Here is a 17,819-nt window from a genome sequence, read left to right on the forward strand (position 1 = left end):
GCGATATACCAGGCGCTCTACATCCAAGGACGCGGAGCGCTCGACCGCGAGCTGGTCACCTGCCTGCGGACCGGACGGGCACTGAGGGCCCCCCGGGCACGCTCCAGGCAGCGCGCCTTCGGCCACGTCACCCCCGAGACCGTACTCGCCCAGAGGCCGGCCGAGGCCGACGACCGCGCCGTCGCCGGCCACTGGGAGGGCGACCCGATCATTGGCACCAACCAGTCCGCGATCGGCACCCTCGTGGAACGCACCACCCGGCTCACCGTGCTGCTGCACCTGCCCCGCCTTGAGGGATACGGCGTCGAAGCACGCGTCAAGAACGGTCCGGCGCTTGCGGGACACGGCGCCGAAGCCGTCCGGAACGCACTTGCCGCCGCTTTCGAGACGCTGCCGGAACATATGCGCCGCTCGCTGACCTGGGACCGCGGCAAGGAACTGGCCCAGCACGTCCAACTGACCGCGGACACGGGGATGAAGGTGTTCTTCGCCGACCCGCACAGCCCCTGGCAGCGCGGCACGAACGAGAACACGAACGGGCTGCTGCGACAGTACTTTCCGAAAGGAACGGACCTGTCCCGATGGACCGCCGACGAGATCAACGCAGTGGCTGCCACCCTCAACAGCAGACCACGCAGGACCCTCGACTGGAGAACTCCTGCCGAATCCCTCGCCGATCAGCTAATGTCACCGGTCAGAGCCGGTGTTGCAACGACTGGTTGAATCCGCCTTCGCTGCCGCGGTCCGTGTGGAAGACGCAGCCGCGCTCCAGGCCGCCTCGGCCGGCGGCCATCCGCAGCGCGGCCACCGGCAGCTCGGCGCGGTGGTGGTCGGCCATCGCGTAGCCGACAACCTCGCGGGTGGCAAGGTCGATCGCGGTGGCCGGGTAGAGCCAGCCCTCCTCGGTCGGCAGGAAGGTCATGTCGCCGACCAGTCGCACTCCGGGACGGGGCGCGGTGAAGTCGCGCCCTATCGGGTCCGGGGCGAAGACGGGCTTGCGGGCCTGGCGGGTCAGGCAGCGGCGCCGGCGACGGGTGATACCCGTGATCCCGCGCTCGCGCATGATCCGCTCCACCTTCTTCCGGTTGACCGCTCGGCCCTGGCGCCGTAGTTCCGCGTGGACGCGCGGGACGCCGTAGGCGCCCTTGGACGACAGGTGGATCACCGCGATCTCGGCGGCGAGCAGGTCCTCGGCCCGCTGGCGGGCGCGACGGGCCTGCTCGCCGGCCCGCCGGTCGCAGAACGAGGACCGGGCGATGCCCAGGACACGGCAGATCCGCTTGACGCCCCAGGCGCCATGGTGATCCTCAACGGAACGGAAGCGGATCACCGTGTCGTCTCGGCCGCGAAATAGGCGGCTGCCTTGCGCAGGATCTCGATCGTCCTCTGCTGCTCGACCGTCTGCCGCCGCAGCCGGGTGAGCTCCTCGCGCTCGGCACTGGTCAGCTCGCCCGGCCGGCCCTCGACACGGTCGGTGCGGTCCTGCTTGACCCAGCCCCGCGGTCCCTCCGGGCTGCCCCCCAGTTCACGGGCGATCTCGGTGACGTTCCGGTGCGGAGAGGACCGGACGAGCGCGACCGCGTCCCGCTTGAACTCCGCCGTGTACCGCTTACTCATGTTGCTGTTGGTTCCCACCTGAAACTGCTTCCTCCGGGCTCACATGTCCCAGTGTCCAGGTGTCCGAGCCGAGGGTGGAACTTCAAGCGCTGGTTCGCACTGCTGACGGACAAGCAACTCCGGCGTGGAGTCCACAAGTCCGTCCAGGCCCTGGAGAAGGACATCCGGGCCTGGATCAAGACCTGGAACGAGGCCCCCCGCCCGTTCACCTGGACCAAGACCGCCGACGAAATCCTCGAACGACTCGCCTCATATCTTGAACGAATTCCTGGTGCAGGACACTAGATTACATGTGTCACTCCTGAAATCCAGGAGTAAGTAGCAGAATCCCCCACGCTCGTCTTCGAGGTGGAAGCACCGCGTTGACCTGCTGAACTGCACCTCTGCCACCCGCGCGGTCCCCTCACGAACCCGCACGGACTCCACTTGGCCTCGCGGGCGTAGGCCAGGGCGACCGGGATCTTGAAGACGGAGGCGAGGACGACCGGTGTGTCCTCGTCGAGTCCGAGGGCGGCGGGGCCGTCGATGTCGCGGGCGAAGACGTGGCCCCGGACGCCGGCCTCCTCGAAGACGGCCCGCAGGGCGGGGCGAGCGGTGTTCATCGGGCGGTCCATTCGTTCGACACGGTGACCTCGGCGAGCAGTTCGGGGACCGGTGAGACGCCGAGGCCCGGCCCCCGGGGGACGTCCAGGTGGCCGTCGCGGAGGACGAAGGGCTCGGTGATGTCCGTGCGGTAGTAGCGGCCGGAGGCGGAGGTGTCGCCGGGGAGGGTGAAGCCGGGCAGGGCGGCGAGCGCGACGTTGGCGGCCCGGCCGAGGCCGGTCTCCAGCATGCCGCCGCACCAGACGGGCACCCCGTGCGCGGCGCTCACGTCGTGGATCCGCCGGGCCTCCAGGTAGCCGCCGACCCGGCCGGGCTTGACGTTGACGACCGAGCAGGCGCCCAGGGCGAGGGCGTCGGCGGCCGAGCGGGCGGAGACGATCGACTCGTCCAGGCAGATGGGGGTGCGCAGCTGCCGGGCGAGCCGGGCGTGGCCGCGCACGTCCTCCTCGTCGAGCGGCTGCTCGATCAGCAGCAGGCCGAACTCGTCGAGCCGGGCGAGGTGTTGTGCGTCGGCCACGGTGTACGCGGTGTTGGCGTCGACCTGGAGCGGTATGCCGTCGCCGAAGCGTTCGCGCACGGCGCGGACGGGCTCGATGTCCCAGCCGGGCTCGATCTTCAGCTTGATCCGCAGGTAGCCCTGGGCGAGGTAGCCCTCGACGGCGTCGAGCAGGGCGGGGATGTCGTCCATGATGCCCACCGAGACCCCGGCCGGGACGCGGTCGGCGGTGGCGCCGAGCCATTCGGCGAAGGAGATCGAGCGGGCCCGCAGCCAGGCGTCCAGGACGGCCGTCTCCAGGGCGGCCTTGGCCATCCGGTGGCCCTTGAAGGCGGCGAGGGCGGGGGCGACCGTCCAGGGGTCGAGGTGCGGCTGGGCGAACAGGGCGGGCAGCAGGTGACGGCGGAGCACGTCGGCGGCGGCCTCGGTGTACTCCGAGGAGTAGACCGGGTCGGTCATCGTGACGCATTCGCCCCAGCCCTCGCCCTCGGTGGTCTCCAGCCGCAGCAGCAGGAGTTCACGGGTGGTCTGGGTGCCGAACGACGTGCGGAACGGCGACACCAGTGGCATCGCGATCCGGCGCAGTTCCACTCCGACGGGCTTCATGCTCTGTTCTCCTGACGTCGTTCGATGAGGTACCGGCCGTCCCGGGCGAAGCCGGTGACGGTGTGCCGGCCGTCGTCCATCAGGCCGCCGAGGACGTCGCGCAGGGCGCGGCGCCACTCCCCCGCGGCCTTGGGGTCGGTCTGTCTGAGCGCCTCGATGTCGGGCGGGACGCGGACCAGGACGGTGCCGTCGCGGGCGCCGCCGGGCAGCCGCCGGGCGACGGGGCGGCCGTCGGGGCCGAGGTCGAGGGCGACCGCCGCGGGCGGGCGCAGCGCGGCGGGGTCGACGGTGCGCGGGTGGCCCTCGCAGGCCAGGGCGGCCCGCTCGCCGGCGAGGTCCCAGCGGACGAGCAGCCGGTCCGAGTCGGCGCCCGCGTTGACGCCGTCGCGCATCGCGCCGTAGAAGTTGGCGAGGTACTCGGCGGGCACCGCGCCCAGTTTGGCGAGGTTGAAGTAGGCGTTGCGGCTGACCAGCGGGTCGTAGGTCCAGGTGACGGTGGTGATGCCGCGCTCCAGCGACCAGGCGCGCTGGTGGAGTTTGACGGCGTAGCCGACGCTGCGGCCCCGGACGTCGTCGACGACGGCGGCGATGTGCGAGTGGAGGCCGACGGCGGCGAGCATGCCGAGGCAGGTGCCGATCATCCGGCCGTTCCGGTGGACGCCGACGACGTAGCTGCCGGAGTGGGCGAAGACCAGCAGCAGTTCGGGGGTCATCATCGGGTTGCCCGGTTCGGGCCGCCAGACCCGGTGGAGCAGGTCGCAGGCCTCGCGCATGGCGTCGAGGCCGTGCAGTTCGCCGATGGTGACACCGCTGCCGAGCGCGGCCCGCTCGGCGGCCCGGCGCGCGCCGCGCAGGAGGTCGGCCGGCCCCGGGGGCCGGACGGGGTGCGGGGCCGGGTGCGGGGCGGTCATGCCGGCCGTCCGCGCAGCTCGTCGACCAGGGCCGCCAGCAGGGCGGCCCGGCGCGGGAGTTCGGCGACGATCACGTGTTCGTGGTCGGCGTGGGCGCCGCCGCCGACGGCGCCGAGCCCGTCCAGGGTCGGGGTGCCGACACCGGCGGTGATGTTGCCGTCCGAGCCGCCGCCGACGGCCGCGCCGCGCAGCGGCCCGAGGCCGAGGGCGTCGTTCAGCCGCTGGGCGCGGGCGAACAGCCCGGCCGAGGAGTCGGCGGGGAGCGGGGGCCGGTCGGGCCCGCCGGAGAGGGCGAGCGCAGCGCCCTTCAGGGTGGGGGCGAGTCCGTGCAGGGCGGTGTCGACCCGCTGCTGCTCGGCGGCGGTCCGGGCGCGGACGTCGATCCGCAGCAGCGCCGTGTCCGGCACCGTGTTGCGGGTGGTCCCTGCGATGGCGACGGTCGGGGTGACGGTGGTGCCGGCGTCCGGATCGGCGAGGGCGGCCAGGGCGAGGACCTGGCAGGCGAGTTCGGTGGTCGCGTTGATGCCGCGCTCGGGCTCCAGCCCGGCGTGCGCGGCGCGGCCGGTGATCGCCAGGTCGTAGAGGGAGGCGCCCTTGCGCTCGGTCTTCAGGGCGCCGTCCTCGGCGGCCTCCAGGACCAGGACGGCGCGGGTGCGCCGGGCCTCGGCCTCGATGAGGGCGCGGGAGTCGGCGGAGCCGGTCTCCTCGTCACTGGTCACCAGGACGGTGACGCCGTCGAGGTCGTCGAGGGTGGCCAGGGCGTGGAAGAGCTGCACCAGTCCGGCCTTCATGTCGAAGCAGCCGGGGCCGGTGAGCCTGCCGTCGGTGACGCCGAAGGGGTGGGTGGCCAGGGAGCCGACCGGCCAGACGGTGTCGAGGTGGCCCAGCAGCAGGACGCCGTCGCCGGCGCCGAAGCGCCAGCGCAGCTGCGGGCGGCCGGCGGTCTCCAGCCGTTCCGGGGCCCGGCCGGTGAGACGGGTGCCGAGCTCGGCGACGAGGTCCGCGCAGCGGGCGACGGCGGCCCGGTCGGCGGTCGGGGACTCGGCGGTGACGAGCGCCTCGATGTCGGCGACCAGCTCGGGCAGCCGGGCCTCCAGCCGGGCGACGGCCGAGGGGTCGGCCGAGCGCCGGGAGGCGGTGTGCGGGGGTGTCGTGGTCGGCGGCATGTCAGCTCACCTTCGGGTTGGCCCGGCCGCCGTGGTGCAGATAGCGCGAGCCGTCGGCGAGGGTGTAGAAGACGACCGGGAACCAGCCGGCCGCGCCGTCGCGCTGGACGACGAAGGTGCCGGGCTCCAGCGGGCGCATCGGGTGCTCCTGCTCCGGCTGCTCGACCAGGTCGGCCAGTTCGCCGGTGAAGCGGCTGACCATGATCAGCTCGCCGCCCCGTTCGAGGATCTCGATCTGCGAGGAGGCGCGCTCGTAGACGCCGGTGATGGCGGCCGGGTCCGTCGCCACCGGGCCCTCGGCGGGCCGGATCGGGCCGGGCATGGTCACGTCGGCGAGTTCGGCGGTGATCTCCCGGAACAGGTCCTCGTACAGGTCCCTGGTGCTGCCGCCGTTGGTGAGCAGGCAGATCGCGAGCCGCTCGCCGGACAGGACGCGCAGGAAGGCGCTCTGGCCGATGGTGCCGCCGTCGTGCGCGTACACCGGGCGCCCGTCCCACTCGGCGAGGATCCAGCCGAGGCCCCAGGCGTGGCCGAACAGGTGCCGGTCGGGCAGTTCGACCTGCGGGGTCTGCATGGCGCGGACGGACTCGGCGCTCAGCAGCCGGGTGCCGTCCTCGGTGACGCCCTCGGCGAGGTGGAGGCGGGCGAAGGCCAGCACATCGCTCGCGGTGGCGCAGATCAGGCCGGCCGGGCCGGCGGAGCGCATCAGCGACCAGTGCGCGGCGACCTTGAGCGGGTCGCCGAGGTGTCCGGCGGCGGCGCGGTGGCGCAGCACCTCCTCGGGCAGGGTCGCGGTGTGGGTCAGGCCGAGCGGGCGGAAGAGGCGGGCGCGCATCAGCTCGTCCCACTGGACGCCGGTGACCCGCTCCAGGACGCGGCCGAGCAGCGAGAACCCGGCGTTGCAGTAGGACATGGTCGCGCCGAGCGGGTGGTTGACGGAGACGTCGGCGAGCAGTTCGGTGTACTTCTCCAGGCAGTCGTCGCCCCGGCCGGTGTCGGCGAAGAAGTCGCCGTCGATGCCGCTGGTGTGGGTGACCAGGTGGCGCAGGGTCACGTTCTGGGTCAGGTGTTCGTCGGCGAGCCGGAGTTCGGGCAGGACCTTGACGATCGGGCTGTCCAGGTCGAGCACGCCCTCCTCGACCAGGGCCATCGCGACCGTGGTCGTCCACACCTTGGAGATCGAGCCGATCTGCCAGAGGGTGTCGGTGGTCGCCTCGATCCGGGCGTCGGCGTTGGCGAAGCCGGTGGCGGCCTCGATCTGCCGGCCGTGGTGCCAGATGGCCAGGCTCGCGCCGGGCACCGAGTGGCGGGCGGCCAGTTCGGCGAGGCGGCCGGCCCAGTGGGCGGTGTCGAGCGAGCGGTTCTGGGGTGCGGTCATGGTGCGGCTCCTGTTCGCGGTGGGATCGGGAGGTGGTGCGTGGTGGGGCGAGTGGTGCGGTCAGCGGGCGGTGTGCTCGGTGACCCAGTCGACGAGGCGGCGGCTGTAGTCGACGCGGTGCGAGGGGCGTCCGGCGAGGATGAACAGGTGCGAGCCCCCGGGGTAACAGACCATCCGGACCGGGACGCCCCTGGTCCGCAGCGCGTGGAACCACTGCTCGGCCTGGCCGGCGGGGCAGGTGTCGTCGGCGGCGCCGTGCAGGATCAGCGTGGGCGCCCGGACGCCGTCGACGTGGGTGAGCGGGGAGAGTTCCCGCTGCCGGGCGGCGTCGGCGATTTCGGCATGACCGATCTCGTGGCCCTCGTCGGAGGTGGCGGCCAGGGCGGGCAGGTCGGCGATCAGGCCGCCGGGGACGACGGCGGCGAAGACGTCGCTGCGGGCGGAGAGCCAGCAGCTGAGGTAGCCGCCGTAGCTGTAGCCGGTGAGCCCGATCCGCCCGGGGTCGGCGAGGCCCTCGGCGACGAGGGCGGCGACGGGTTGCAGCACGTCCTGCTCGTCGCTCTCGCCCCAGGCGTCGAGGGCGGCGGTGAAGAAGTCCTCGCCGTAGCCGTCGCTGCCACGGATGTTGAGGGTGAGGACGGTCCAGCCCCGGCTGACGAGTTCCTGGTGGTAGAGGTGGATGGGGGTGGCGTGCGGGGCCCAGGCGTTGTGCGGGCCGCCGTGGAGGTCGACGAGCAGCGGGCCGGGGGCGGGGGCCTGCGGGTCGCGGGTGATCAGGCCGTGCACCCGGGTGCCGTCCGCGATGGTGAACTCCCGTTCGGTGACGGGGTGCAGGGTCACCTCGGGGAGGGCCTGGGCCATGTGCGCGGTGAGCCGGGTGAGTTCGCCGGTGGCGAGGTCGAGCAGGTCGATCTCGCCGAAGGAGGAGCGGTCGGCGACGGCGAGCGCGGCCTTGCCGCCCGCTCCGGCCCGGGCGGCGACGGAGCAGCCGGACACACCGCTGCCGGGCGGCAGCGGAAGTTCGACGATCTCACCGAAGCCGAAGCCGTCGCCGGGGCCGGAGCCGTCGCCGGGGCCCAGCCCGTACAGCCGGGTGGCGCCCCGGTCGCGGGCGCAGAAGACGATCTGCCCGCCCTTCTCGCCGTGGAACTGCGGCAGGGCGCCCGGGTAGCCGGGCCCTCCGGGCATCACGTTCCGGTCCAGGGCGGTGGTGAGCGCGGTGGGCGCCGAGCCGTCGAGCGGCTGGCGCAGCAGCGCGTCATGACCGGTGGCGAGGGTGGTGCGGCCGGCCAGCAGCAGCGCGTCGCCCGCCGGGTACCAGTCGACGGTCCGGATCAGGCCGCCGGCCGGTCCGACCGGCCGCGGGACGGCGTCCTCCTCCTCGGCCCCGACGAGGAAGGCCCCGACGGCTCCGGTGAGATCGGCGTCCGGGCCGACCGCCGCCGGGAAGGCCAGCCGGGTGCCGTCGGGCGACCAGGCGGGCAGACCGGTGATCCGGACGTCGCCACCGGTCACCCGGGTGGTGCGGCCCGAGTCCACCTCCACCACGAACAGGTGGGTGCGCTGCGGGCCCAGCAGGCCCTCGCCGTCGGCCTTGCCGAGGCGGTCGACGACCAGCGGTTCCGCCGGGCCCGGGCGGCCGACGACGGCGGCGAAGGCGATCCGGCCGCCGTCCGGGCTCCAGACCGGGAGGCCGGCGCCGTGCTCGCGGTAGGTGAGCGGCCGGGCCTCGCCGCCGCCGGCGGGGAGCAGGTGGAGCTGTCCGGCGCGCAGGAACGCCAGGGCGGTGCCGTCCGGCGACCACTGCGGCGCGCTGTCGGCGGGCCCGTGGGTGAGCCGCCGGGGGGCGGCCGGTCCGCCGGTGGCGGGGACGAGCCAGAGCGAGCTCACCGGGCGGTCGTGCTCGGCGTCCTGGGTGGTCAGGGTGTAGGCGACCTGCCCGCCGTCGGGGGCGAGGGCCGGCTGGCCCGGGACGGCGAACCGGTACAGGTCCTCGACGATCAGTGGCCTGGTCGCGGTCACGGGGTCCTACCTTCTTGATCGGGTCGAGCGAGCCGTTCGTGGGGTTTGGCTCACCCAGGGGTGTCGGGTGTGGCTTTCACGGGGTTGCCATCGGTGGCTCAGGAGGCTTGGCCGCAGTGGTGACTTGTTCGCGGGGTCGGCGATGTGGTTGTACTCGGCGGCGACGTCCGAGGCGGTGAGCGGGGCACCGTCCTCACAGGTGACGCCCTCGCGGAGGGTGAACCGCGCGGTGCCGCCCTCGACCGACCAGGTCTCGGCCACCCCGGGCGCCATCGAGCCGTCCGCGGCGCTGTGCACCAGGGGGTCGTCGACGACACGGCCCCCGCCGCGGCCACGGCGGCGGTACAGGCTGCCCGCCGCCGCCCGGTGGCCCTCCTTCGTGGGGTCATGCTGTCTCTCCTTGCTGGCCGTCCACCGGCCGGTCGAGGGCCGGGCGGTGGGTGGGGGGTGGCCGGGTGGTGGGGACGGACGCGCGGGACGGCCCGGCTCAGGTGCCGTCCGGCGGGTGGGGGGCGAGTGGACGAGTTGATGAACAGTAGGCAGCGGCCGCCGGGCCGGTGATGGTCGCGGGGAACGAAAAACCCGGCGGCACATGGTGCCCCCGTCCGAAGACGGACCCACCGGGCGAAGGCCGGGCCACCCGGCACCCCGACCGGGCAGCGCGGCGGGCACCGGGACCAGCGCGGTCGGCAGGAGGCGGACGGCGTGCGGGAGTTCGGAGAAGATCTTGTCCGATCGCTTCGCGTCCCCGAGGATGCCGATGGCCGGGGAACCTGTTCCCGCACGAAGAACGCGCGAGAAGAGGCAGGGATGACGTCGGCAGGCCATGAAGCGGCTGCGGGAGGAGCGTTCACCCTCGGGTTCGGGATCCTGGCCACGGTCCTGGGCGGCCTGCTCGTCACGGACTTCCGCGGTTTCGCCCGGTGGTTCCTGCGCGGCACCGAGGCATCGAGCGCGGGCCCGCGGCGCCTCCCGCCGTGGCGACGGCGGCCCGAACGCCCGGAGCGAGCGGGCATGCTGCCGCTGGTCCGCGTGGTCGGGGGGATCTTCGCCGCCGCCGGCCTCGTGATGCTGGTGCTCGGGATCGTCCTGCTCTCCGGTGGCGAGGCCGGCGCCCCGTTCACCCGGGAGACCGGTTCAGCGGCCCCGTGGCGTTCGTCTACCCGGTGATGGCGGCGGTCTGGTTGCGCCAGTTCTGGCGCCCCGGCGGCCTCCTCGCCACCACCTGGAACACGGCGGGCCCCGGCCGGCGCATCCTCCCGGTCCTCAGTACCGCGGCCGCCACCGGCACCGCCGCCGCCTGCTGGCAGGGCTACGTCCTGCTCGGTTCCATGGCGCTCACGGCCCTGGGGCTGAGCACGGTGGCCATGATGTTCTCGCGGACGCGCCGCGACGACGGCCAGGACCCTGCGGTCGACGGGCCGCCGACGGCGAGTTCGAACAGCGCCCGGTAGGACGCCCGGCGCTCGGTCGGCCGACCGTCGACACGGCGGGTCGACCGCCCGGCCGCACCGACGGGCGCGTTCGCCGGCCCGGTGGTCCACCCGTCACCCGGGTCCGGCGGCGGCCGGGCGGCCGTGCCCGCGAACGCCCGGCCGCCGCCTCATCGGATCCGGGCCGACGGACCCCGGCCGCGGACGGCTCGCGGGGCGATCGCCTCGGCGGGCGGCGATCCGGGCCCGCCACCGCCCGACGCGCCGCCGACCACCGCGCCGGCCGACGCGGTCGCGCCGCGCGGACGCGGGCGCGGTCGCGTCGCGACGCTCGCCCGCAGGGTCAGCACGATCTCTCCGTCGAATCCCTCGGTGAGCGCGCGGGCCAGTTCGGCGGCCCCGTCGGGCCCGGCACCGAGGGCGACGGCGGGCAGCCGGTCGGGGGCGCTGAGGTCCTGCGCCTGGGCGCCCCAGCGGGCCGCGTCGCCCCGCTCCCCCTCGGCGGCGTAGTGGACGGCGAGGCAGTGGACGGCCAGCGGGTCGCCGAACTGCGCGGCGATCCGCCACCAGAAGACGGCGTCGGCCGGACGGCCCATGCCGTAGAGCAGGCAGCCCAGGGTGCGGAACGCCGCCTTGTCGGCCAGCTCCAGGTCGAGGGCGAGTTCGCCGACGTCCGCCGCCCCCGCGACGCCGCCGCACAAGTGGCGCAGATCGCGCCGGAGTTCGGCCCGCCCGCCGACGGTCAGCGCCCCGGCGGCCAGGCTCTCGGCGCGCTGGCGTGGCAGGTGTCCGTCCCGGGCCGCCGGGAGCGCCTGCCGCCGGGCGGCCGCCGGGGGGCGTTCGGTGCGGCCGGTGGTCCGCCGGGCGGCCGGGCGCGCACCGGTGGTGAGGAGCTCGGCCAGCCGCCGGGTGAAGGACACCGGGTCGTGGTTGCCGAAGTCCCGTTCGAGTCCGTCGGCGTCGGCGCGGAGCAGCTCCGTCAGGTTCATCCCGGCCGCCTCTCCCCGCCGTCGCGGGCGCCCTCGCCGGCGCCCTCGTGGTCGAGCAGGTACTCGAGGTGGCGGCGGCCGAGGCTGTAGTAGGTCCGGGCGGTGGTGTGCGCGATGCCGACCGCCCGGCCGATGTCCGGGTAGGAGAGGCCGGCCTGGCGCAGCCGGACCACGTCCGCCTGGACCGGCGCGGCCCGGGCGAGTTCCTCCATCGCCCAGTCCAGGGCGTCGAGTTCGGCGAGCTCGTCCAGTTCGTCCTGGCTGGTGTCGGGCCGCCGCTGGGCGAGCACCCGCAGGCGCTTGCGCTCGGAGCGGCGGCGTTCCCGCAGGACGTCCACCACCGCGTCCTTGACGACCTTGAACGCGAACGCCTTCAGGTCGGCACTGGCCAGCGCCCGCCGCCAGTTCTTGTACAGCACGGCTCCGGCGTTCTGGACGGCGTCCTGCGCGTCCTCGCGGTGCCGCAGGCGCTGCTGCGCGTAGCGGAGGTAGCCGGGGTTCTCCTGGGTGAAGAAGGCCGCGAAGTCGACCGGCAGCCCGTCGAGCGGATCCGCCCGCAGGCGATGCTCCTCGCCCGGCCCGGGGGTGTTCACCACACGCCTCCCCCCTTCCGTGGGTCAGCTGGCCGGCCCACCGGGTGGCGGGCCGACGGCCCTTTGGGGGCTTGTGCTGTAACCGTCCGGTGGCCGGGGGTTGTTAGCCCGATCCCGCCGACAATTGGCGATCGCTTCTGTTCGTTTTCGCACACCCCTGCTGACCTGGCGCTTCACGGGAGCGCACGCCCCGCCACCGCCAAAAGGGTGACGCAGATCACAGCCAAGCCCGGCCGGCAACCCGGCCCAGGACACCCCTCCCCACGACACTCCGACCCCGGCCTCGGGCCTCAGGCTTCGGCGGCCTCCAGCACGGCCGAGTCCAGCGCGCCCGTCACCCGGTCCAGCAGGGCCCGCAGGGCGGCGAGGTCCTCGACCGGCAGGCCGGTGGCGGCGAGCAGCCGGCGGGGCACCTGCCCGGCGCGCTCGCGCAGCGCCGAGCCGGCCCCGGTGAGGCCGACGGTGACGGAGCGCTCGTCCTCGGGGCTCCGCTCGCGGCGCACCAGGCCGGCCGCCTCCAGCCGCTTGAGCAGCGGCGAGAGGGTGCCGGAGTCCAGTCGCAGGTATCCGCCGATCCGCTTCACCGGCAGCTCGCCGTGCTCCCAGAGCACCAGCATGACCAGGTACTGCGGGTAGGTGAGGCCGAGGTCCTTGAGCAGCACCCGGTAGACGCCGCCGAAGGCGCGCGAGGCGGCGTTCAGCGAGAAGCAGATCTGCTGGTCCAGGCGGAGCAGTTCCTCGTCCGGGAGCTCGGGGAGCGTGGTCATGTCCCCATGGTACCGATCACGCACGCCATTCAGTTGTGCGCAATTGAATTGCGTGCTTCACTTGTGGGCGAAGGGCGGCCCGGGCGGCCGCCGAGACGGAAGGGAACCGACCAATGGACGTGCTCTACACCGCGGTGGCCACGGCGAACGGCCGGGAGGGCCGGGCGGTCAGCTCCGACGGACAACTGGACCTCGCACTGGCCATGCCGCCCGCCCTCGGCGGCAACGGACAGGGCACCAACCCCGAGCAGCTCTTCGCGGCCGGCTACGCGGCCTGCTTCGCCTCCGCCCTCGGCCTGGTCGGCCGCCAGGCCCGCGTCGACACCAGCGAGGTCTCGGTGACGGCCGAGGTCTCCATCGGCAAGGACGGCGCGGGCTTCGGTCTCGCGGTCGTGCTGCGCGTCGAGCTGCCCGACACGCTCGCGGGCGAGAGCGGCGAGCTGCTGGTCAGGCAGGCGCACGAGGTCTGCCCGTACTCCCGGGCCACCCGGGGGAACATCCCGGTGGAGCTGGTCGTCGAGTAACCCGGCCCCACCCGGACGAGCAGGGCCCGCCGCGCGCACGCGCGGCGGGCCCGCCGCCCGCCCGCCACCGATGAACCCGCCCGTACCCGACCAGGGCACCGGCGGGCGTCAACCCGCGACATCCGCAACGCCTTCCAGCAAGAACGCGCACGACTGGCGCATTCCACATTCGCACACAGAATCGCCGAGCTGAACATTCATACGAGAAGAAACGATTCCGTAAAATCTTGGTGCAGGTCAAATTCGTTATTCTGCCACGACCTTTCACAAATCCCCTTTACGCTTCGCTGACAGGGCGGTTCTCCGCCATCTCTATGTACTCCCTCACACGGTTGGGCAGCCGCCCCTTCTGAAGGATGAGAGCAGGAGATGACAGCTACGAACGAACAATCGGACGACGCCGCGCGCGAACCGGGTCGGCGGAGGTCGGGTTCCATCGGCCGCCGCGCGGTCGGCGGCGTCGCGGCTCTCACCGTGGGGATCGGCAGCCTCTCGTTGGCGGCGGCCCCAGCGGCGTACCCGCAGGCGGGCGACGGATCGGTGACGGTCCGGGTCATCCGGGCCGTGGACGCGAGCGGCGTGTGGACGCCCGCGCTGGAACCGGGCATCGCGGGCGTCCGGGTGACCCTCACCGACGACGCCGGGGTCAGCATCGAGGGAGCGACCGCGGCCGACGGTACGGTGACGCTGGCCCCGGCCACGAGCACGGCGACCGGCGGCAAGTACCGGGTGCAGGTGAGGAATCCGAAGCCGGGCGTGCTCTTCCCGGCCTTCGCCTCACGCCAGGGGCTGGACGGCGCGCCCAACCAGCTGAGCAGCAACGAGGAGTTCGTCGACCTCTCCGGCGGCAAGAACGTGGCGTACACCACCGGGCTGTGGAGCCCCGGTGACTACTGCCAGAAGAACGCCCCGCTGGTGACGACCTGCCAGCCCGCCACTCGCGAGGGCGGGTCGCAGCGCACGCTGGTGTCCTTCCCGTACAGCGCGCGCGGCCAGGACGGCGTCGACGTCAACGTCACGAACATCGCCACCGACGCGGAGACCGGCACGCTGTTCGGCATCGCGTGGAACAAGGCCGACAAGCGGGTGTTCTCCTCGGCGCTGGCCAAGCGGTCCACGGACTACGGCCCGGGCGGCGCGGGGGCGATCTACGTCACCGACCTCGCCCAGAACAGGACCACGCTGTTCGCCACCGTCCCGGACGCCGGGACGACCGCCCACGGCGGCGGCACCGACGACGCCTTCCTCGCCGTACCCGGCAAGGAGAGCCTCGGCGGCATCAAGGTCACCGACGACGGCGCGGACCTGTTCGTCGTCAACCTCAACGACCGCCGGCTCTACCGCTACGACGCCACCGTGCCCACCGCGGCGGCGCCGAAGGCCGTCTACCCGATCCCGGCCCCGGGCTGCCCGGCGGCCGGGGACTGGCGTCCCTTCGGCCTCGGCCTCCAGGACGGCGTCGGCTACCTCGGCGGGGTGTGCTCCGGCGAGTCCACCGGGAGGGCCTCGGACCTGCGCGCGGTGGTCCTGCCCTTCGACCCGCACACCGGCGCGTTCCACAAGCCGGTGCTGGACCAGCCGCTGGACTACCCGCGCCAGTCCACCGTCGGCTCGGGCCCGTGCGACGGCGCCGGCTGGTTCCCCTGGACCGACACCTTCCCGACCTCCCAGAACGGCCAGGCCTGCCAGGCCAATCTGGCCCAGCCCGAGCCGGAGTTGGGCGAGATCGGCTTCGAGACCGACGGCTCGATGCTGCTGGACTTCCGCGACCGCTTCGCCGACCGTTCTCCGGCCTCCCCCACGCCCCAATCGGTCGCCGCCGTCCTGTCGGGCGGCGACCTGGACAAGGCGTGCCCGGCGGACGGGATGTACGTGATGGACACCAACAACGGCTGCGGACTCTCCCCCCGGGGCACCCGGTTCTTCGACAACAGCCGGATGACCTTCCACCACAACGCGGCCTACGCGGGCATGGCGCTCTCCAAGGTCGAGAACACCATCGCGACCTCCAGCTTCGACCCCAACAGCACCGCCTTCGGGTACGGCACCGCCTTCGTCCAGCGCGACGGCCGACAGGACCCGAGGTACGGCCTGCGCCTCAACCCGGCAGGGGGCATCGCCCCGTTCGGCAAGGGCGCCTCGATGGGCGACCTGGAGGTGCTCTGCGACCAGGCCCCGCTGCAGATCGGCAACCGGGTCTGGTACGACCCCGAGCGCAAGGGCATCCAGAAGCCGGGCCAGAACCCGGTCGCGGGCGTGACCGTCAACCTGTACGACGCGTCGGAGAAGCTGGTCGGAACGGCGAAGACGACGGCCCGTGGTGAGTACTACTTCGACGACTCCAACGTCACCGGCGGCCTCAAGCCGAGGACCGGGTACACCATCCGCCTGGACAACCCGGCCGACTACGCCGAGGGCGGTCCGCTCCACCAGTGGGTACCCACCGTCCCGGATGTCGGCGACAACCCCTTCATCAACTCCAAGGGCATCGTCCCGCCGGGCGGGACGTTCCCGGAGCGGGCGCTGACCACCGGCGGGCCGGGAGAGAACAACCACACCTACGACTTCGGCTTCCGTCACTGCAAACAGCACAAGGGCGTGCTGAGCCTGATCAAGCAGGACCCGGACGGCAGGCCGCTGGCCGGGGCGAAGTTCCAGCTGTGGAAGACGTGGCAGGGGACGAAAGGCTCCGGTGGCACGCAGACCAGGACGAAGTGGGCGGACACGAAGGTCGGCGACCTCTGCACGACCGGGACCGACGGCATCTGCCGGGGCACCGGCGGGCCGGGGACGTACTACTGGGAGGAGGTCTGCCCGCCCCCGGGATACGCCGCACCGGACGAGAGGGCGTTCGGGCCGCTGGTGCTGACCCCCGACAACCTGGACAACGGGGTCTCGGTGACGGCGGTCAACCGGCCGCTGCCGCCCCCCTCCCAGCACTGGTAGCCCCCGAGCGGGGCAGCCGGCACCGGTGACCCTCCGGGCCGGGTCGGGCGGGTTCGCGGACCAGTGGTCCGCGAACCCGCCCGACCGTGCGACCGACCGACGACAGGTCCGCATCGAGGCCGGCCGGGATCCGGACCTCCCGGCCGAGGCGCCGGACGCCCACCCGACAGCCTCTCAGCCGCCGCCGGGCCCCGGCTCCCCCGGTCCGTTCACCGAGCGGAGAACGTCCAGCCGGTGCCGGTACTCCTCCGCGTCGATCTCACCGCGGGCGAAGCGTTCGGCGAGCAGCTGCTCGGGCGTCGGCACCGCCGCCCGCCCCGGGGCCCCGGCGGAGCCGGCCGCCGCCGGACCCTGCGGGGCGGGCCGCGACGAGCGCGAAACGTAGCGGAACAGCGCGATGGCGGCCATCACCAGCACCGCCAGGACCAGCAGCCCCACGACGACCATCAGGCCGGCGCCCCAGCCGCCCAGGACATGCCCGTGGCCGTGCCCGTACCAGTGCCTCATCATGACCTCCTCCTCCGCCCCCCGCCGGGACCCGCCGAGATGATCGGCGCCTCCACCACCATCGTGCGCTCACGACCGACCGAACGGGCTGAAGAGTTTCCGAGAAAAGGCCCCGGCCACACCGGCCCCGCCCACCGGGTAGCGTTGCGCCCCATGAACCCCCATCCGCCGACCGACGACCGCGAGCAGCTCGTGGCGGCCGGGGTGCTGCGCCGGTACGAGGACGGGCTCCCGCACCCCGCCCTGGCCCACTCGCCGATCAGCTACGTCTCGACCCGGCTCTGGACGGAGCTCACCGCCCTCGCCATCGCACCGGCCGCGGCCACCGCCACCGCACACGCGCTGCTGCGCGCCATCGCCGCCGAAGCGGCGGACGCCGCCCTCGCGCCCGGCAACGAGAGCGCCCCGCGTGACGACCTGTACGTGACCCACCCGGCCCACATCGGGCCGTACCGCCGGGTGGTCTGGTTCCAGCGCACCGGACCGCGCGGGCACATCACCGCCACGTTCCCGCCCGACTCGTGACGCCCCCACCCGCCCCTGCCGTCTCCCGGCGGCCGGTGATCGCGCTCAGCGGTCGACGCGAAGGCTGTGACAGGTCCAGCCGAGCACGCCCGGCCCGTTCTCCGGCGGCCGCGGGTGGTACGTCCCGTCCGCCACGGACAGGTTGACGATCAGATAGGCGCGCCAGTCCGGCCCGACCCCGTGCCGGTCCGCGTACACCAGCGTGTCGTCGACGTACCAGTCGACCGAGTACGTGCCGAGCACCGTCCGCAGGGTGAAGGTCGAGCCGGGGGCTATGCCGGCGGCGGCCCCGTGCCAGTAGCGGAAGCCGCCCCGGACGTGGTTGGACAGCTCCAGCAGGTCCGGGTTGTCGGGGTGGTACTCGAACACGTCCACCTCGTTGCCCCCGTCCCGCCAGGTCCAGATGGCCGGCCAGGCGCCCAGCCCGACCGGGAGGGTGACCTGCGCGGTGAGCGCGTCCCCGGAGCGGAGCTGAAAGCCGTCCGGGCTCCCCTCGGTGGTGAGCAGGCTGCATGTCCACAGTCCGCCGGCCGGCCGGCGGACGGCCGTGAAGAGCCCGCCTGGGCAGTACGCGCGGCTGAGGAAGTCGAGTTTGTGATCGCCCCGGTTGGTCGGCCCCATCCGGGGATAGGCGCTGCTCCGGCCCGCTGTCCACTGCCTGGTCGAAGTGAAGTCCGCGTCGAACACGACTGCCACGGCCGCCTCCTGGGAGCCCCGCGTCCCGGCGACCCGGCGC

General features: G+C 73.5%; 20 protein-coding genes and 1 pseudogene. 7 read left to right on the plus strand and 14 right to left on the minus strand.

The genetic code is table 11. The annotated features are described in order from the left end of the window. Window positions 1-723 (plus strand): IS30 family transposase (locus tag ACIQIB_RS27890; RefSeq protein ID WP_400761354.1); only part of this gene is annotated, 723 nt, incomplete at its 5' end. On the opposite strand, the gene ACIQIB_RS27895 is transcribed toward ACIQIB_RS27890, so the two are convergent. After that, the gene (locus ACIQIB_RS27895; protein WP_400761357.1) at window positions 695-1,330 is read right to left on the minus strand and encodes an IS3 family transposase; all 636 of its coding nucleotides are present in this window, start codon (window positions 1,328-1,330) and stop codon (window positions 695-697) included. The two genes, ACIQIB_RS27890 and ACIQIB_RS27895, sit on opposite strands and share 29 nt — an antisense overlap. Next, window positions 1,327-1,617: a transposase gene (locus ACIQIB_RS27900; RefSeq protein ID WP_400761360.1), complete on the minus strand. Its 291-nt coding sequence runs from the start codon at window positions 1,615-1,617 to the stop codon at window positions 1,327-1,329. The genes ACIQIB_RS27895 and ACIQIB_RS27900 overlap by 4 nt, the downstream gene beginning before the upstream one ends. 84 nt (window positions 1,618-1,701) lie before the next feature. On the opposite strand from ACIQIB_RS27900, the pseudogene ACIQIB_RS27905 reads away from it, so the two are divergent. After that, a pseudogene (locus ACIQIB_RS27905) lies at window positions 1,702-1,902 on the plus strand (IS630 family transposase); the annotation flags it as partial. Here ACIQIB_RS27905 and ACIQIB_RS27910 read toward each other — a convergent pair. The 7 genes from ACIQIB_RS27910 to ACIQIB_RS27940 are packed head-to-tail and all read right to left on the minus strand — an operon-like array spanning window position 1,899 to window position 9,627. After that, complete coding sequence (locus ACIQIB_RS27910; protein WP_400761362.1) at window positions 1,899-2,219, minus strand: hypothetical protein; 321 nt, start codon at window positions 2,217-2,219, stop codon at window positions 1,899-1,901. The pseudogene ACIQIB_RS27905 and the gene ACIQIB_RS27910 sit on opposite strands and share 4 nt — an antisense overlap. Beyond that, window positions 2,216-3,322 (minus strand): o-succinylbenzoate synthase, encoded by a 1,107-nt coding sequence (gene menC, locus ACIQIB_RS27915; protein WP_400761364.1) that lies wholly within the window; start codon window positions 3,320-3,322, stop codon window positions 2,216-2,218. Before menC ends, ACIQIB_RS27910 begins: the two co-directional genes overlap by 4 nt. After that, window positions 3,319-4,233, minus strand: a complete 915-nt coding sequence (locus ACIQIB_RS27920) for a GNAT family N-acetyltransferase (protein ID WP_400761367.1) — start codon at window positions 4,231-4,233, stop codon at window positions 3,319-3,321. The genes menC and ACIQIB_RS27920 overlap by 4 nt, the downstream gene beginning before the upstream one ends. After that, window positions 4,230-5,399, minus strand: coding sequence for a M20 family metallopeptidase (locus tag ACIQIB_RS27925; protein ID WP_400761370.1), 1,170 nt, complete (start codon window positions 5,397-5,399; stop codon window positions 4,230-4,232). The genes ACIQIB_RS27920 and ACIQIB_RS27925 overlap by 4 nt, the downstream gene beginning before the upstream one ends. 1 nt (window position 5,400) lies before the next feature. Beyond that, window positions 5,401-6,777 (minus strand): serine hydrolase domain-containing protein, encoded by a 1,377-nt coding sequence (locus ACIQIB_RS27930; protein WP_400761373.1) that lies wholly within the window; start codon window positions 6,775-6,777, stop codon window positions 5,401-5,403. Window positions 6,778-6,837: 60 nt separating this feature from the next. Then, entirely contained in the window at window positions 6,838-8,799 is a 1,962-nt protein-coding gene (locus tag ACIQIB_RS27935; RefSeq protein ID WP_400761376.1) for a S9 family peptidase, read from the minus strand. A gap of 6 nt (window positions 8,800-8,805) precedes the next feature. Next, the gene (locus ACIQIB_RS27940; RefSeq protein WP_400761379.1) at window positions 8,806-9,627 is read right to left on the minus strand and encodes an ABC transporter substrate-binding protein; all 822 of its coding nucleotides are present in this window, start codon (window positions 9,625-9,627) and stop codon (window positions 8,806-8,808) included. Here ACIQIB_RS27940 and ACIQIB_RS27945 point away from each other — a divergent pair. Next, entirely contained in the window at window positions 9,610-9,969 is a 360-nt protein-coding gene (locus tag ACIQIB_RS27945) for a hypothetical protein (RefSeq protein WP_400761381.1), read from the plus strand. The genes ACIQIB_RS27940 and ACIQIB_RS27945 overlap by 18 nt on opposite strands. Then, the gene (locus ACIQIB_RS27950) at window positions 9,948-10,253 is read left to right on the plus strand and encodes a hypothetical protein (protein ID WP_400761384.1); all 306 of its coding nucleotides are present in this window, start codon (window positions 9,948-9,950) and stop codon (window positions 10,251-10,253) included. Before ACIQIB_RS27945 ends, ACIQIB_RS27950 begins: the two co-directional genes overlap by 22 nt. A gap of 149 nt (window positions 10,254-10,402) precedes the next feature. Here the strand turns inward: ACIQIB_RS27950 and ACIQIB_RS27955 are convergent, their stop codons facing one another. The 3 genes from ACIQIB_RS27955 to ACIQIB_RS27965 all read right to left on the minus strand — a co-directional run bounded on the left by ACIQIB_RS27955 (window position 10,403) and on the right by ACIQIB_RS27965 (window position 12,581). Next, window positions 10,403-11,221, minus strand: a complete 819-nt coding sequence (locus ACIQIB_RS27955) for a hypothetical protein (RefSeq protein WP_400761386.1) — start codon at window positions 11,219-11,221, stop codon at window positions 10,403-10,405. Next, window positions 11,218-11,817 carry a sigma-70 family RNA polymerase sigma factor gene (locus ACIQIB_RS27960; protein WP_363610297.1) on the minus strand — a complete coding sequence of 200 codons (600 nt, stop codon included), beginning with the start codon at window positions 11,815-11,817 and terminating at the stop codon, window positions 11,218-11,220. Before ACIQIB_RS27960 ends, ACIQIB_RS27955 begins: the two co-directional genes overlap by 4 nt. 287 nt (window positions 11,818-12,104) lie before the next feature. After that, window positions 12,105-12,581 carry a MarR family transcriptional regulator gene (locus tag ACIQIB_RS27965; RefSeq protein ID WP_363610299.1) on the minus strand — a complete coding sequence of 159 codons (477 nt, stop codon included), beginning with the start codon at window positions 12,579-12,581 and terminating at the stop codon, window positions 12,105-12,107. A 113-nt stretch (window positions 12,582-12,694) separates the two neighbouring features. Between ACIQIB_RS27965 and ACIQIB_RS27970 the strand changes: the two genes are divergently transcribed. After that, window positions 12,695-13,105, plus strand: a complete 411-nt coding sequence (locus ACIQIB_RS27970) for an organic hydroperoxide resistance protein (RefSeq protein ID WP_400761389.1) — start codon at window positions 12,695-12,697, stop codon at window positions 13,103-13,105. Between the two features lie 369 nt (window positions 13,106-13,474). Continuing rightward, window positions 13,475-16,051, plus strand: a complete 2,577-nt coding sequence (locus tag ACIQIB_RS27975) for an SdrD B-like domain-containing protein (RefSeq protein WP_400761392.1) — start codon at window positions 13,475-13,477, stop codon at window positions 16,049-16,051. A 174-nt stretch (window positions 16,052-16,225) separates the two neighbouring features. Here the strand turns inward: ACIQIB_RS27975 and ACIQIB_RS27980 are convergent, their stop codons facing one another. Continuing rightward, window positions 16,226-16,561 (minus strand): SHOCT domain-containing protein, encoded by a 336-nt coding sequence (locus ACIQIB_RS27980; protein ID WP_400761394.1) that lies wholly within the window; start codon window positions 16,559-16,561, stop codon window positions 16,226-16,228. Between the two features lie 150 nt (window positions 16,562-16,711). On the opposite strand from ACIQIB_RS27980, the gene ACIQIB_RS27985 reads away from it, so the two are divergent. Next, a complete protein-coding gene (locus ACIQIB_RS27985) occupies window positions 16,712-17,083 on the plus strand; it encodes a hypothetical protein (protein ID WP_400654975.1) in 372 nt (123 codons plus the stop codon). 45 nt (window positions 17,084-17,128) lie between these two features. On the opposite strand, the gene ACIQIB_RS27990 is transcribed toward ACIQIB_RS27985, so the two are convergent. Then, entirely contained in the window at window positions 17,129-17,779 is a 651-nt protein-coding gene (locus tag ACIQIB_RS27990) for a beta-glucanase (RefSeq protein ID WP_363610308.1), read from the minus strand. Window positions 17,780-17,819: the final 40 nt, after the last annotated feature.

The organism is Kitasatospora sp. NPDC092286 (genome assembly GCF_044755565.1).
GTDB lineage: Bacteria > Actinomycetota > Actinomycetes > Streptomycetales > Streptomycetaceae > Kitasatospora.